This window comes from Acinetobacter sp. MYb10, from assembly GCF_002980175.2.
Classification (GTDB): domain Bacteria; phylum Pseudomonadota; class Gammaproteobacteria; order Pseudomonadales; family Moraxellaceae; genus Acinetobacter; species Acinetobacter guillouiae.
On record NZ_CP058272.1, the window covers coordinates 836,763 to 851,118 of the forward strand.

Sequence of the window (14,356 nt, forward strand, 5' to 3'; positions counted from 1 at the left end):
TTTTTAATGCTGAATATTGATGAGTCTTTCTAGTCTAGACCTAAATTTAATTGTGCTCCTTGTTTTATTGGCATGTGGTATTTTTAGTCACAATACTGCGGTCACTATTGCAGCTGGGGTTTTGATCGTCTTTAGAATCACACCTTTAAGTGAGTTTTTCCCATTATTACAAACTCACGGTTTAGAAGTCGGCATTATTATTTTAACCATTGGCGTGCTTACTCCAATTGCCAGCGGCAAAATCCCCGGTGATGTCATTTTAAAATCATTTATGCATTGGAAATCATTAACAGCCATTGCGATCGGTTTATTGGTTGCATGGTTAGGTGGTCGTGGCGTTTCCTTAATGACCAGCCAACCCAATGTCGTTGCAGGCTTATTGATTGGAACAGTCGCTGGGGTTGCATTACTCAGAGGTGTTCCTGTGGGTCCCTTGATTGCTGCAGGAATCCTATCTTTACTGATTGGAAAAACTTAAAGTATTTTTAAATCACCAATTGTGTATCTAAAAAGAATGTGCTCGCTGAATTTTATCAATAGACTTACTTTCGCCAGTAATTCTATTGATAAAGCGTAAATTTAGAATTCTTCACGCATCATTTATCATCCTTCCACTGCTTTAATAAGATTAATTTTTTAAAATCTACTTATTATATTAGGACTTTTGCATAAGTCCTTTTTAAAACCAAAGCTCAATATAAAATCCCCCTCATCCTAAACTTCTCCCAAAGGGAAAAAAGAACGTTCAACCCCCATACAACTCACTTTTCATGATCACTTTCTGAGTTTTAAAAGATCTTTATTCATCAGATAAATAACAATTTGTTATCATAAAATAAGTGAACAAATCACCGTTTTCAAAATAGAAACTCAAGATATTTTAATCAAACAATTACAAGTCATCGCTACACTTGTTTTTTCTTAGACCATTCATCGGGTTTATCATCTGGTATAGATAAGCTAATATATAAGCTTGTATAAAAATACTTTTTAAAATCAGAATCAATACAGAAACATTTTTAGATTCGTTCACCTTACCATTTTTTGATTTGCTCAAATAAAATGAGGAACCATATTGGACATGAAGAATAATGCAAATTCGATAGAAATACAGTCTTCTACGCTGCAATCAGCAAATTATCAGACGCAAATGCAAAGCAACATTGTCGATCATAATGGAAATACTTTATTTAGTATTGTTTATCCAAATCCCGACAAAGAGACACTAATTTTATTGCATGGAGGACCTGGTTTTCCAAGTGATCTCTCTGCCATTGCCGATCTTTTAAAAGACCATTTTCAAGTGATCACATTTCATCAAAGAGGAACCCAAAAATCTCCTTGTCTTGATAAAGACTATTCTATGCAGGCTTATTTAAGCGATATAGAAACTGTTCGAGAGTTCCATAAAATCAATAAGTTTCATTTATGGGGCCACTCTTGGGGTGGACTTTATGCACAAATCTATGCTGAAAAACATCCCGAAAACTTACTCAGTCTTTTTTTATGTAGCCCAGGTTCAGGTACCAATACGCAATGGAAACAAACTGAGAAAGAAGTCATGCAACTCAACAAGTCTAAAACAAGTGCTTGGGCATGGACAAAAATGGGATTAAATAGCCTTTTAGGCGCACTTGGAAGCGATGAAGCTTATAAACGTCTCTTTAAACAAGTCATGAAAAACTATAATGAAGGATTTATTGCAACAGATCATCCGGATCTCACTGATGATTTTGATTTACTGAAAGCAGAGCCGATCAATAAAACCAGACCTGAAATCATCAAGTATCTGCTGTTAACTGGATTAGAAAAACCAGATTTTAAAATTACCATTGTCTATGGAGATCAGGACATCTATACAACAAGTAAAAACTTCGTGATCAATCGATACCCTACAGCACATTTATTTACACTTTCAAACTCAGGGCATATTCCTTGGTTACATCATCCAGAGGCTTATAACGATGTAGTGAGGAATCATTATTAGTAATGAGTTATTATCAGCGCTAATATGTATTGCTCAAACCTGATCTGACAGTTACCGATATTTGATTGAGACTGTCAGGTTAAATTTGAGCTACATTCAATTCATAAAATTGATAAATGCGCGTACATAATGATTGCAAATACTTTCAATACATATTCGCCATATCAATGATATTAAATAAACCTAAACTTCACTAAAACTCACTTCCTATTAAAGATCTTAAATCTCAAGTATTTAGATTAATCATTTTTCTAGAACGTTTATGTTCATACATTTTAAGGTCTGCAAATTCAATCAACTTATTGAGTTCAATACCATCTTCAGGAAATAAAGCCAGACCTACACTTGCACCCATGGTTAATTTGACATTTTCAAATACAAACGGTAATCCACACGCCTCAACAATACGATTCATGACTTTTTTTGCCAGCTCTTGATCGCCAAGACTACTTAATATCACTGCAAACTCATCGCCACCTAAACGTGCAACCAAATCATCGTGTCGGGTAATATTGACGATACGTTTACCAATTTCTTTTAATGCCTCATCACCTAAACGATGTCCATATTGATCATTAATTGGTTTCAAACCATCCATATCAATGATCAAAATTCCAAGTAACTTTTGTGTACGTTTAGCTTGTTCAACACCTTGTCTTAAACAATCGAGGAATAAAGCACGGTTGGCAAGTCCTGTTAACTGATCCTGTGTCGCAAGTTTATAGAGTTCTTGAGCACCAAACTTACTGGCATGATACATCGCAGCAGCAATCAGTTCAGACATGAGTGTAAGTAAATTGATATCACTTTCTTTGAAGGCATTTACCCGTTCTGAATAAATTTTTAATACACCAATCGGTTCATCACAATGAATTAGCGGTACAACAGCCATAGAACGCAGTCCAACCCGTCTACATGCTTCACGATCTACACGCTCATCAGTTTCACTGTCTTTGCAATACAAAGTCGTATTCTGCGCGATACAAAGCCCTGAAAGGCTAGAATCCATCTTTAAGCGTAGGCCTAGAAATTGATTTGCACCATTCGAAACGGCACGATAGACCATATCACCTTCTTCAGCGAGCTCTACAATTGCACCTTTTGCATGGGTAATCAATTGAACTTGCTCTGCCACTAAAGTCATGACAGCATTGATATCCAAGCCCAATTTTGCAATTGCTGTCTGCGTCTGAATCACTGACAGTAATTGTTTTGAGGTTGGTTGTTTCGTTTTAGACATACATCATCCTAGACGAGTGTGATCCAATTTAAGTATATAAGCTCAAACGCTACACTGATGAAATAAATGCAAGTGCCTAGCTCTGACTTAATTTCAAAGCTTGAACACGTAAAATATATCAAATACAGCGTTTGTGGCATACATATTATGATGATTCATATTTAAAGTATATTACTGTGTTCATTAAATTTTTGAGTAAAACTTCAATCCGTTACAGCCTTTAAGCGTTGATCTCGCTCAAATATTCAATTCCTCATCGAAGCGTTTTTGAAAATTTAAAGTCACCAACAGAAAACCTTAGTCTAAATCAAGATTTATTGCAGCCATATGAATTGTATAAAACAGTGTGAGATTCAAAAGAATAATGATCAAACTAATTTAAATACAAAAAAAACAGCCACTTTTTGTGGCTGTTTCCCAAATGCTTAAGTCATCACATCGCTTTTTCTAACAGAACATTTAAAAGAACTTTGTAATGGTTTGAATAACAACGGCATTCACAATATCAACAAAAAATGCGCCGGTTAGAGGAATAATTAAAAATGCTTTATGCGATGGCCCATAAGTATTGGTTACCGCTTGAATATTGGCAATAGCAGTCGGTGTTGCACCTAAATTTACCCCACACTGACCTGCACACAATACTGCTGCATCATAATTTTTACCCATAACTCGGAAAGTGACAAAAAATAGATATAAAGCAAGAAAAACAGTTTGAACGATAAGAATAATTACCAATGGACCAGCTAAATCAGCAAGTAACCACAATTGCAAGGACATCAAGGCGATAGCTAAAAATAATGCCAGCGAGGCATTACCAAATACATCGATACAACGGTCAAACAATTCAATTTTAAATACATATTCCAGTGTATTACGTAAAAATACCCCACAACCCAATGCCCATACAAAAGTCGGTAACTCAAACCATTGTCCTTTAGCAACACCGGTCATGAAATTAGCAAAGACGATACACAGTGCAAACATTCCTATGGTTTTAACCGCATCATCAGCGGTAATCAAACGGGTTTTTTCTGGATATTCAAATGGCGCTGTTTCAGCAGATGGAGGAGCTTGCATACGCGCTGCAGATGGTGCTATTTCTTCAGCCAATTGATAACGACGAATCAGAAATTTTGCAACTGGACCACCCATCATTCCACCAATGACCAGACCAAATGTCGCACTCGCCATTCCTAAGACAATCGCACCTTTGATACCATAATTTTCTTCAAAAATACTGCCCCATGCTCCAGCTGTACCATGCCCACCAGTTAAAGTGACGGATCCTGCAATCAAGCCAATCAAAGGATTTAAATCTAGTGCGGTTGCCAAACTTATCCCAACTGCATTTTGCAATAGCACATAAATCACTACGCAGACCATAAAAAGGATCAGTGACTTTCCCCCTTCTTTTAACTTAATCAGACTCGCACTCAGCCCAACAGAAGTAAAAAACATCAACATAAAACTTTGTTGAATATCAGCATTAAAATTTACCGTCATATTAAATTGCTTAAAAAGCACAAAAGTCACAGCAGCAGCAATTAATCCACCTACTACAGGTTCAGGAATATTATATTGCTTTAATATACTGATCTTATTTACAAGAAAATAACCAATAAAAAGAACGGCTACAGCAATTGCAATCGTGCCAAAAATATCAACATTAATGTTCATTGTTAACCATTCAAAACTTTTATGGCGTTATTAATACTTAAATTTACTCAATAATTCATTAAAAAATATGTAAAAAATAAATTTAAAAACTCTTATTCGGCTATTCGTTGGTCAAAATATTTAGAAGAGTTTTCATCATTATGCAGATTTAATTCATCGTTTTTATGGTTAAGCGCTTTCAGCATTTGGAGCAGATAAAGCCAGGATTGATTCGTATCAGCCAATATAAGGATGGATACAGCTATGCAGATGATGACTGCTGAGTCTAAATAATTCACTACTTATATCATGATAAATGGCAATTACTCATTTTCATTTTAGAGTCAATTCATTATTAAAAAAAATTTCACGCTGAATCAATTCATCCCACTCCCTATAACTGTACAACTTCAAATTTTCGACTTTATTACCTGTTAATAAATAACGTCCATCCCATGACAATACTTCACGACAGTCATCAGGTTGAATTTCCGAAAATTTCGGTAATTGAAATAAATGCTGTTCTAAAATCATTCCTATTTCCAATAGTTCTTTGAGATTTTTCACATTTTTTGGAATCATTGAAAACAACGGACACAAAGTTAAAATCTCTGCCACGATTCCGATTGGTTCTTCATACAAATCATCTAGACACCAGTTTCCATCCAAAGTTCCCCAGATATAGATATTCCAATGCCCTATACCAATAGTTAATGTTTCAGGATCGGCATCAGGTTCTTGATAATACACTTGATATTTTAAAGACGCTGTAGACACGATATTCATTTGAGGAAGTTTTAAATATGGATGATTTTGAAAAATTTCCTCAAAAAATGATTGCAATCGGTTTTGTAAAATATCTAGCCCAAAACTTTCAGAAAAAATACTCACGAATTTAGCTTTCTGTTGTTCAGAAAGATTAAATTTATTCATCCAAATACTCACTCAGGTAACTTATACCCACAATTTGGACAGAAACAATACTTGTTTTTTTCTCTTTCCAATTCCTGTTCTTTACGTTCACGAATCAGTTGTAAAACAATATCTCGTGTCTGCTCAGCAGATAAGCCAACATCTCTACGAATATCATCAATCTTGTCTTCATCATGAATGATGTCAATTTCACAGCTTTCTAACAGATCTCGAAACTTTAACTCCAGTTGTTGCTTTCTTAATTCCAATTCATTGGCTAAACCATTTGCCAAGATACCAGCGGGTAAAGCGGCCAATCCGACACCAAGTATGGTAATCAGAGCGCCAAGGAAGCGTCCAAGTGGGGTAATTGGCGTTACATCACCATAACCCACAGTAGTGAGCGTCACCACCGCCCACCACATAGATGCAGGGATTGAGCTAAAGACATCAGGTTGCGCACGACCTTCGACAACATAAATGCCTGCTGCCGCCATCACGATCATAATCACCAAAATAAAAATCACGGCTTGAAATGAACCCTTTTCACGTTCTATAACGCGCAGTAGAATCTGTAATGAAATAAAATATCGGGTAAGTTTTAATAAACGCAGTAAGCGTAGAATCCGCAAAAATCTCAAATCAATATGTACAAAGAAGTTGATATATGCAGGTAAAATCGCCAGTAAATCGATAATCGCAGCACCACTGGTCACATATTTCCAGCGTACTCTCCACTCAGAATCAAACGGTTCTTTTTCTGCAACACTCCAAAAACGTAAAATATATTCAACGGTAAAGACAATGATTGAAAAATCCTCAAATGCATCGAAGTAAAGCTGATAGGCTTTATAAACATCATTGATTGACTCTAAAAGTACCGCGACAACATTACCAATGATTAGAAAAATCAAAGAGAAATTGATCGCACGACTAAACCACGTTTCATAATCTTCATTATGCAAATTGTCATATACAAATTTTCGGAGTGTGTACCAAGCTGTGAATCGCATGCATTATTCTTTATTTTAAAGATAAATCATCTTAATACTTCTCGATTTAATTGCACATCTTCAGCTGCTTGAGTTTACAATTTTGTTGATTATTTTGACTGTTTAAGCATCGAACTCAAAGTATAAATATATCTTATTCATTGCATAATTTTTTGTTATACAATAAATAAGATTACAATGTCTTATTGAATCATATGCAATTTGTGAAGGCGCGGTTGAATTTTATCGTTTTAAAACTATTTTTATAATTTTTTTAAAGCGTAGAATAAGGTCGCGGACAGTATCGTTAAAGGCACCCTTTCCTCTAAAGATACTATCCGCTAAATCAAAGCCAGTCTCCCAAATGTCTTTGATTTGATAAGTTTATTCTAGCGTTCTACTGAATAGAATGTTTCCCGTATTTAATATAAATCTCCAGTATTTTCGGAATGATTTTTCATATATTTCATTATTCTCGAAAATATTTTCTGTGGTAAAGCTCATGAATGAAAGTCAGTACACTTTAGATAGGATTGATCGCAAAATTTTATCGGCACTTCGAAAAGATGGTCGTTTAACGGTCGCTCAGCTCTCTGAACTGGTTGGACTCTCCTCTTCGCCATGTTGGACACGTGTTAAACGTCTAGAATCTTTAAATGTCATTGAAGGCTATACTGCCACCATTAATGCCAAAGCCATCGGGATTAATGAACTATTTTTTATTGAGATCACCTTAGAACGTCATGATGACGAAATTTTAGAGCAATTTAGTGATGCACTCAGTCAAATGCCTGAGGTTGTAGAAGCGCATTTGGTAACAGGTGATTATGATTATTTGGTCAAAGTTGCGGTGAAAAATGCTGAACATTATGAGCGCTTTTTACGTAAAAATTTATATTCAATGAAAGGTATTCGTCATACCCGCTCTATTTTTGCTTTGCGTCCTTTAAAGCTTGAAAATAAATCAGACCTCATGATGATTGAATAAGCAAAAAATCTTGAGAAGAGTTTTCATATTGAGGCTGGAAAACTCTTCTATTCAGTACATTTTTTAACCAATTTAAAGTTACAAAAAGCTTAACACCTACAAAAAATAGTACTTTAGTCTAAGACTTTTTTGAATATTTATTACACAAATATACTAATCAAATTTTAATCTGGTTGTTTTTCGCACACATCTTTACAAATTTAAAAACAAATTATTTCATATATTTAAATCATTTACGAAAAAAATCATTACACAAACTAACATTTATGTAACTTTTCTACATTACAATATTATTAAAACTTGATGAAACAGGAAATATATGAAGAGATTTTTTAAATACCTACTGATTGTCATCGGGGTTATATTTGTTATTGGATTGATCTTTTTATTCAGACCAATTGCTTCTAAAAAAGTCAACACAACAGCAGATGAGCCAGTTGTAGATGTGGTACTTGTTGGTGGCGGTATTATGAGTGCAACCTTGGGGACTTACCTCAATGAGGTTGAACCAGACTGGACCATCAATATGTATGAGCGTTTGGATCAGGTAGGTCAAGAAAGTTCTGCAGGATTCAACAACGCAGGAACGGGACACTCTGGCTTTATGGAAATGAACTATACCCCTGAGAAAGACGGTAAAGTTGATATTAAAAAAGCCATTGATACTGCTTCACAGTTTGAAGTAAGTAAACAATTCTGGGCTTATCAGGTCAAAAATGGCGTGCTGGGTCAACCAAACAGCTTTATTAATCCTGTACCACATATTGCCTTTGTTTGGGGCGATAGCGTGAACTACATGAAAAAACGTTATGAAGCGATGAGCCAAAGCCCAATGTTCGAAGGATTAAAATATACTGAAAATCCTGCTGAAATTAAGCAATGGGCGCCTTTAGTTATGCAAGGCCGTGATGCAAACCAAAAAGTTGCTGCAACACGTATGGACGTAGGTTCTGATGTAAATTATGGTTCAATTACGACCCAATTAATTGATCATTTGAAAAAACAGCCTAAATTCAAACTTGAAACTTCATCTGAAGTAACAGGTATTAGTCAAAATGCAGACAAAACTTGGACTGTATCGTTTAAAAATCTAAAAACCAACACAACCAGCCATGTTAAAACTCGTCATGTGTTTATTGGTGCGGGTGGTGCTGCGATTAGATTATTGCAAATGACAGGTCTGGAAGAAACTAAGCAATATGCTGGTTTCCCGATCGGTGGTATTTTCTTGATGACAGACAATCCAGCTGTTACATCACAACATACTGCAAAAGTCTATGGTAAGCCTGAATTAGGTGCACCTCCAATGTCTGTACCACACATTGATACTCGTTATGTTGATGGTAAAAAGTATGTATTGTTTGGTCCATTCGCAACCTATTCAAACAAGTTCCTAAAAAATGGTTCTCAGTTTGATTTGATTGATGCGACCAATAAAAACAATGTGATTCCGATGGCAACCATTGGTATGGAAAATCTGGACTTGGTGAAATATTTAGTCAGCCAAGTGGCGATGTCTAAGCAAGATCAGTTCAATGAATTGAAAAAGTATTATCCAGATGCAAAAATTGAAGACTGGACTTTAAGCCAAGCTGGCCAACGTGTTCAAATTATCAAAAAAGCACCGGGTAAACCTGCAACACTTCAATTCGGTACTGAGATCTTCACCTCTAAAGATGGTTCAATCACAGGCCTTCTTGGTGCTTCTCCTGGTGCATCAACCTCTCCATACATTATGTTGAGCTTGATGGAAAAAGCGTTCCCTGAGCAAGTGAAAGGTAAATGGAATCCAAAATTGCATGAGATTGTGAAGTCTTATCAACAGGATTTAAATACCAACCCTGCTCTGCTTGATCAAGTGCGTACATATACCAGCTCAACTTTAGGTTTAAACTACACACCTACTCGTAAAGCTGCAAATGATGCGACAGCCGCTACTGCTCCTGCTGTAGCAAATGCACATTAATTTTCTTGTGTAAAAAAGATGAGCTACGGCTCATCTTTTTTATGGCTGAATATCTCATTTTGTGTTTTAATACGACCAGTATGAGATGAGCCTTATATAAGTATAGAGTGATCTATACGACTAGCCCCTGAATAAGGGGCTTTTTATTGTCTGATCATTTGATCAATAAGTTAAATGAGTATTATTATTTTAAAACACAGTTAGAATATAAAAGTGATAAATTTCAAAGACACATACGGCTTCATTTTAATTATATCAAGTTAGATTAAATTGTTTAAAATCATTATGTATAATGAGATAAATAGAAAATGAAGATCAATCGTAGAAGATTAATAAATATGAGATATAGAATTAGGACTTATTTTTAATCAAGCTATGTATAAACTGTTTTAAATTATCTTGAATATCTTTAGGCAGTGGTATAAATAGTCCATCTATGGGTATCTGATCCCAGTTCTCAGCAATGCTTTCATCGTCATCAAAACTCTCTGCCAATAAAAACAATTGCGCTACAGTGTAATTAAATGCTTCAGCAAGGTACTGGAGTATTGCAGGACTGTACCCTTGATTACCGTTCTCAAGATTGGAAATATTACTTTTTGAAGTATTGGAAAAATCGGCTAATTGCTGCTGAGTCCAGCCCTTCCGTTTTCTCAAATAACGTATTGCATGACCGATATTCATTCTATCTAGTTTTAAATACTCAGAATATGCAAAAAAAAGTTAATTATTATATTGAGTATTTTAATTCAGGCTCCCCTTGTCTTATCGATAATTTTGATATCACTCCACTAACAAATACATTGTTTGATTCTGTGAACACTGATTTTGATCCATCGAGCATCAATCATTATGTCGTTATTTTAGATTTTAAAAATATGATGACTGATATTCTAAAAATGTATATTTAACAGATTTTTATTTTTATCAATAACATATTAAGAATATGAGTATTCCACATTTAAAGAAAAATACTCATCGATACCTTTTATTTTATTAATATCTAATAATTTATAGCAACAGAAACTTTAGCCTCAATATCTCCAACAATTTTAATTGGTGCGATTACAAAAAGAAGCATCTCCATTAAATATGGCTTACTGCCTTTCCCGTAAACCTCAACTGATAACTCTTTCATTAATTTACAATATTCTTGATAAGCACTTTTATTGCTTCTGTACACATATTTTTTCTTACTTAATCGAAAAATAGTTTGCATGTCATATTTAGCTAACTCAGAGCTTCTCCCTAAAGGTTGATAAAACAACTCCATTTCAGGTGCATAATTAAAAATCAACCAATTTAATGCATAAATCACTCTTGAATCATAAATTGCATGATTATCAGGATTAATAAATGAAGCAACTTTAGAAAATGAAGAAATACAATCAAATGAATTTTTAGTTAATTTATCTTGCCCCATTTCAATTATAAATTTTTTGATTCTGGCATCATTAACGTCATTTTGTTTAAAAGAACCGATGCCACCCCACTGTTGGATAATCCAATAATAACAATCTAGAGAGTGCTGTTTTAATAAAAAATCTTTTAAATTTTCTTTTAGGTATCTATTTTTTTCAAAATTAGAGTCATTTAGTTCTGGAATTTCTATTGGACAACTGCTTGGAATTCCCCAGTCATAATCTTCGAGATTAAACTCTTCTGATAAATCCTTTAAAACTGTTATTAATTTTTGCATCATTTCAATTCTGTACACACTATATCTAAAAACTAAGGGCTGATTAATCAGCCCTTAGTTTTAACTCAATTTAATCTATTTTTCAATAAATTAGCTCAATTGAGCAGCAGCAATTTTCTTAGTATCAATGTCTTTAGCAGCATCTGTATACTCGCCCATCTTGTCGAAGTTCAAGTATTGATAGATGTCAGCAGACATGCTGTCGATTTGAGCAGCATATTGTTGATACTCTTCTGGAGAAGGCAATTTACCAAGTACCGCAGCAACAGATGCAAGCTCAGCAGAAGCTAAGTATACATTTGCGCCTTGACCTAAACGGTTCGGGAAGTTACGCGTAGAAGTCGATACACAAGTTGTGTTCGGAGCTACACGTGCTTGGTTACCCATACATAATGAACAACCTGGCATTTCAGTACGCGCGCCAGCTTTACCATAAATGTTATAGAAACCTTCTTCCATCAATTGATGCTCGTCCATACGTGTTGGTGGAGCCAACCATAGACGAGTAGACAATGAACCACCAGGTACTTTATCAAGTAATTTACCAGCTGCACGGAAGTGACCAATGTTCGTCATACAAGAACCAACGAACACTTCGTCAATCTTAACGCCTTGAACGTCAGAAAGAAGTTTAGCGTCATCTGGATCGTTCGGGCAGCAAAGAACTGGTTCTTTAATGTCAGCAAGATCAATTTCATACACTTTAGTGTATTCAGCATCAGCATCAGCTTGAAGAAGTGATGGATTCGCTAACCATTTTTCCATGTTCTCAACACGGCGCGCCATAGTACGTGCATCGCCATAACCTTGAGAAATCATCCACTTCAACATTGTGATGTTAGAGTTCAAGTATTCAGCAACTTTCGTTTCAGAAAGTGTGATTGAACAACCAGCAGCAGAACGTTCAGCAGAAGCATCAGAAAGTTCGAATGCTTGCTCTACAGTTAAGTCTGTTTCCATTTCTGTTAAGTCGATTTCTAAGATACGACCAGAGAAAATGTTTTTCTTACCTTTTTTCTCTACAGTTAAGTCACCCGCTTGAATCGCGTAGTAAGGAATTGCATGTACAAGGTCACGTAGCGTGATACCAGGCTGCATTTTACCTTTGAACTTAACAAGTACCGACTCAGGCATATCCAACGGCATAACACCAGTTGCAGCAGCAAACGCGACAAGACCAGAACCCGCTGGGAATGAAATACCGATTGGGAAACGTGTATGTGAGTCACCACCAGTACCAACTGTATCTGGAAGAAGCATACGGTTTAACCAAGAGTGAATAATACCGTCACCTGGACGTAATGAAACACCACCACGGTTCATGATGAAATCAGGAAGCGTATGTTGCATTTGAACGTCAACTGGTTTTGGATATGCAGCTGTGTGACAGAAAGATTGCATCACAAGATCAGCAGAGAAACCTAAGCAAGCTAAGTCTTTCAATTCATCACGAGTCATCGGACCAGTCGTATCTTGCGAACCAACAGTCGTCATTTTCGGTTCACAGTAAGTACCTGGACGAACGCCTTGACCTTCTGGAAGACCACAAGCACGACCAACCATTTTCTGAGCTTGAGTAAAGCCTTTACCAGTGTTTTCAGGTTGAACTGGAACACGGAATAAAGTAGATGCTGGAAGACCTAAAGCTTCACGCGCTTTAGTTGTCAAACCACGACCAACGATTAAGTTGATACGACCACCCGCACGAACTTCGTCAAGAAGAACAGGCGTTTTCAACTCAGATTCAGCGATTTGCTCGCCTGCTTTAAATGCAGTGACTTTTGCAGCAGCATGATCAATTTTAAGAACGATTTCATCGCCCATGTTCATGTTAGCAACATCAATTTCTACAGGTAACGCACCAGCATCTTCCATTGTGTTGAAGAAAATTGGAGCGATTTTAGAACCTAAGCAGTAACCACCGTCTTTTTTGTTCGGGATGTGAGCAATGTCATCACCAAAGAACCAAAGCACTGAGTTAGTCGCAGATTTACGAGAAGAACCCGTACCAACAACGTCACCAACATAAGCAACTTGGTTGCCTTTTGCGATGAGTTCTTTGATTTGGTTTAATGGACCAACTTCACCAGGAACTTCTGGGTTGATACCATCACGTACGTTTTTAAGCATTGCGTTTGCATGCAATGGGATATCTGGACGGCTCCAAGCATCTTGTGCAGGAGACAAATCATCAGTATTTGTTTCGCCAGTTACTTTGAAAACAGTAAGTTTGATTTCTTCTGGAACGTCTTTACGGCTAGTAAACCATTCAGCATCAGCCCAAGATTGCATAACGGCTTGTGCATTTGCATTACCCGCTTTGGCTTTTTCAGCAACGTCATGGAACGCATCAAATACAAGAAGCGTTTTCTTCAATGCTTCAGCAGCTAAGCTTGAAAGTGCAGCATCATCAAGCAATTCAACCAAAGGTGCTACGTTATAACCACCAAGCATAGTACCTAGTAAGTAAACCGCACGCTCTTTAGAAACCAATGGAGAAGTCGCTTCACCTTTAGCAACAGCAGTCAAGAAAGCAGCTTTTACATATGCAGCTTGGTCAACACCTGCTGGAACACGGTTTTCAAGCAAATCTACTAAAAATGCTTCTTCACCCGCTGGTGGATTTTTTAGTAATTCAACCAAGTCAGCAGTTTGAGCATCGTCAAGTGGCTTCGGTGGGACTCCGAGTGCGGCACGTTCTGCAACGTGTTGGCGGTAAGCTTCTAGCACGGTGTAATTCCTCTTTTTAAAAATTTACCTGTGAATTCCTGCTTATTAAAGCTTCACAGGCAATATGGACTGTCAAATTTTACTAAAAATCAAGCCAAAAGTTAATGCAATGAGCGTATTAATTCGTGATGACCATTATTTTATAAATAAATACTCATCACTTTTCGCTTCATTTAACTACAG

11 protein-coding genes are annotated in these 14,356 nt (G+C 36.2%); 4 read left to right on the forward strand and 7 right to left on the reverse strand.

Annotation, left to right across the window (positions count from 1 at the left end; all coding sequences use genetic code 11):
* Nucleotides 1-19 precede the first annotated feature (19 nt).
* The gene (locus CQZ96_RS04035) at nt 20-478 is read left to right on the forward strand and encodes a DUF441 domain-containing protein (protein ID WP_056510794.1); all 459 of its coding nucleotides are present in this window, start codon (nt 20-22) and stop codon (nt 476-478) included.
* 603 nt (nt 479-1,081) lie between these two features.
* Nucleotides 1,082-1,987, forward strand: coding sequence for an alpha/beta fold hydrolase (locus CQZ96_RS04040; RefSeq protein ID WP_105712784.1), 906 nt, complete (start codon nt 1,082-1,084; stop codon nt 1,985-1,987).
* A gap of 226 nt (nt 1,988-2,213) precedes the next feature.
* Here the strand turns inward: CQZ96_RS04040 and CQZ96_RS04045 are convergent, their stop codons facing one another.
* From CQZ96_RS04045 to CQZ96_RS04060, 4 genes are all read right to left on the reverse strand, one after another.
* A complete protein-coding gene (locus tag CQZ96_RS04045) occupies nt 2,214-3,227 on the reverse strand; it encodes a sensor domain-containing diguanylate cyclase (RefSeq protein ID WP_056510791.1) in 1,014 nt (337 codons plus the stop codon).
* A 459-nt stretch (nt 3,228-3,686) separates the two neighbouring features.
* Nucleotides 3,687-4,907 (reverse strand): sodium/glutamate symporter, encoded by a 1,221-nt coding sequence (gltS, locus tag CQZ96_RS04050; protein ID WP_105712785.1) that lies wholly within the window; start codon nt 4,905-4,907, stop codon nt 3,687-3,689.
* 312 nt (nt 4,908-5,219) lie between these two features.
* The gene (locus CQZ96_RS04055) at nt 5,220-5,819 is read right to left on the reverse strand and encodes a hypothetical protein (protein ID WP_105712786.1); all 600 of its coding nucleotides are present in this window, start codon (nt 5,817-5,819) and stop codon (nt 5,220-5,222) included.
* Between the two features lie 8 nt (nt 5,820-5,827).
* A complete protein-coding gene (locus CQZ96_RS04060; protein WP_004821177.1) occupies nt 5,828-6,811 on the reverse strand; it encodes an ion transporter in 984 nt (327 codons plus the stop codon).
* 481 nt (nt 6,812-7,292) lie between these two features.
* On the opposite strand from CQZ96_RS04060, the gene CQZ96_RS04065 reads away from it, so the two are divergent.
* Both CQZ96_RS04065 and mqo read left to right on the forward strand, forming a co-directional pair.
* Complete coding sequence (locus tag CQZ96_RS04065) at nt 7,293-7,778, forward strand: Lrp/AsnC family transcriptional regulator (RefSeq protein WP_004720894.1); 486 nt, start codon at nt 7,293-7,295, stop codon at nt 7,776-7,778.
* A 319-nt stretch (nt 7,779-8,097) separates the two neighbouring features.
* Nucleotides 8,098-9,744 carry a malate dehydrogenase (quinone) gene (gene mqo, locus CQZ96_RS04070; protein ID WP_105712787.1) on the forward strand — a complete coding sequence of 549 codons (1,647 nt, stop codon included), beginning with the start codon at nt 8,098-8,100 and terminating at the stop codon, nt 9,742-9,744.
* A 351-nt stretch (nt 9,745-10,095) separates the two neighbouring features.
* On the opposite strand, the gene CQZ96_RS04075 is transcribed toward mqo, so the two are convergent.
* The 3 genes from CQZ96_RS04075 to CQZ96_RS04085 all read right to left on the reverse strand — a co-directional run bounded on the left by CQZ96_RS04075 (nt 10,096) and on the right by CQZ96_RS04085 (nt 14,173).
* A complete protein-coding gene (locus CQZ96_RS04075; protein ID WP_056510780.1) occupies nt 10,096-10,428 on the reverse strand; it encodes a helix-turn-helix domain-containing protein in 333 nt (110 codons plus the stop codon).
* Nucleotides 10,429-10,747: 319 nt separating this feature from the next.
* Entirely contained in the window at nt 10,748-11,446 is a 699-nt protein-coding gene (locus tag CQZ96_RS21620) for a hypothetical protein (RefSeq protein ID WP_227515071.1), read from the reverse strand.
* An 87-nt stretch (nt 11,447-11,533) separates the two neighbouring features.
* Nucleotides 11,534-14,173 carry a bifunctional aconitate hydratase 2/2-methylisocitrate dehydratase gene (locus CQZ96_RS04085; protein WP_004720906.1) on the reverse strand — a complete coding sequence of 880 codons (2,640 nt, stop codon included), beginning with the start codon at nt 14,171-14,173 and terminating at the stop codon, nt 11,534-11,536.
* Nucleotides 14,174-14,356 lie beyond the last annotated feature (183 nt).

What these genes read in the sequence shown, in the direction of transcription:
- CQZ96_RS04035 (WP_056510794.1), top strand. Translation starts at nt 20, where the DNA reads ATGAGTCTTTCTAGTCTAGACCTAAATTTAATTGTGCTCCTTGTTTTA.
- CQZ96_RS04040 (WP_105712784.1), top strand. Translation starts at nt 1,082, where the DNA reads ATGAAGAATAATGCAAATTCGATAGAAATACAGTCTTCTACGCTGCAA.
- CQZ96_RS04045 (WP_056510791.1), bottom strand. Translation starts at nt 3,227, where the DNA reads ATGTCTAAAACGAAACAACCAACCTCAAAACAATTACTGTCAGTGATT.
- gltS (WP_105712785.1), bottom strand. Translation starts at nt 4,907, where the DNA reads ATGAACATTAATGTTGATATTTTTGGCACGATTGCAATTGCTGTAGCC.
- CQZ96_RS04055 (WP_105712786.1), bottom strand. Translation starts at nt 5,819, where the DNA reads ATGAATAAATTTAATCTTTCTGAACAACAGAAAGCTAAATTCGTGAGT.
- CQZ96_RS04060 (WP_004821177.1), bottom strand. Translation starts at nt 6,811, where the DNA reads ATGCGATTCACAGCTTGGTACACACTCCGAAAATTTGTATATGACAAT.
- CQZ96_RS04065 (WP_004720894.1), top strand. Translation starts at nt 7,293, where the DNA reads ATGAATGAAAGTCAGTACACTTTAGATAGGATTGATCGCAAAATTTTA.
- mqo (WP_105712787.1), top strand. Translation starts at nt 8,098, where the DNA reads ATGAAGAGATTTTTTAAATACCTACTGATTGTCATCGGGGTTATATTT.
- CQZ96_RS04075 (WP_056510780.1), bottom strand. Translation starts at nt 10,428, where the DNA reads ATGAATATCGGTCATGCAATACGTTATTTGAGAAAACGGAAGGGCTGG.
- CQZ96_RS21620 (WP_227515071.1), bottom strand. Translation starts at nt 11,446, where the DNA reads ATGATGCAAAAATTAATAACAGTTTTAAAGGATTTATCAGAAGAGTTT.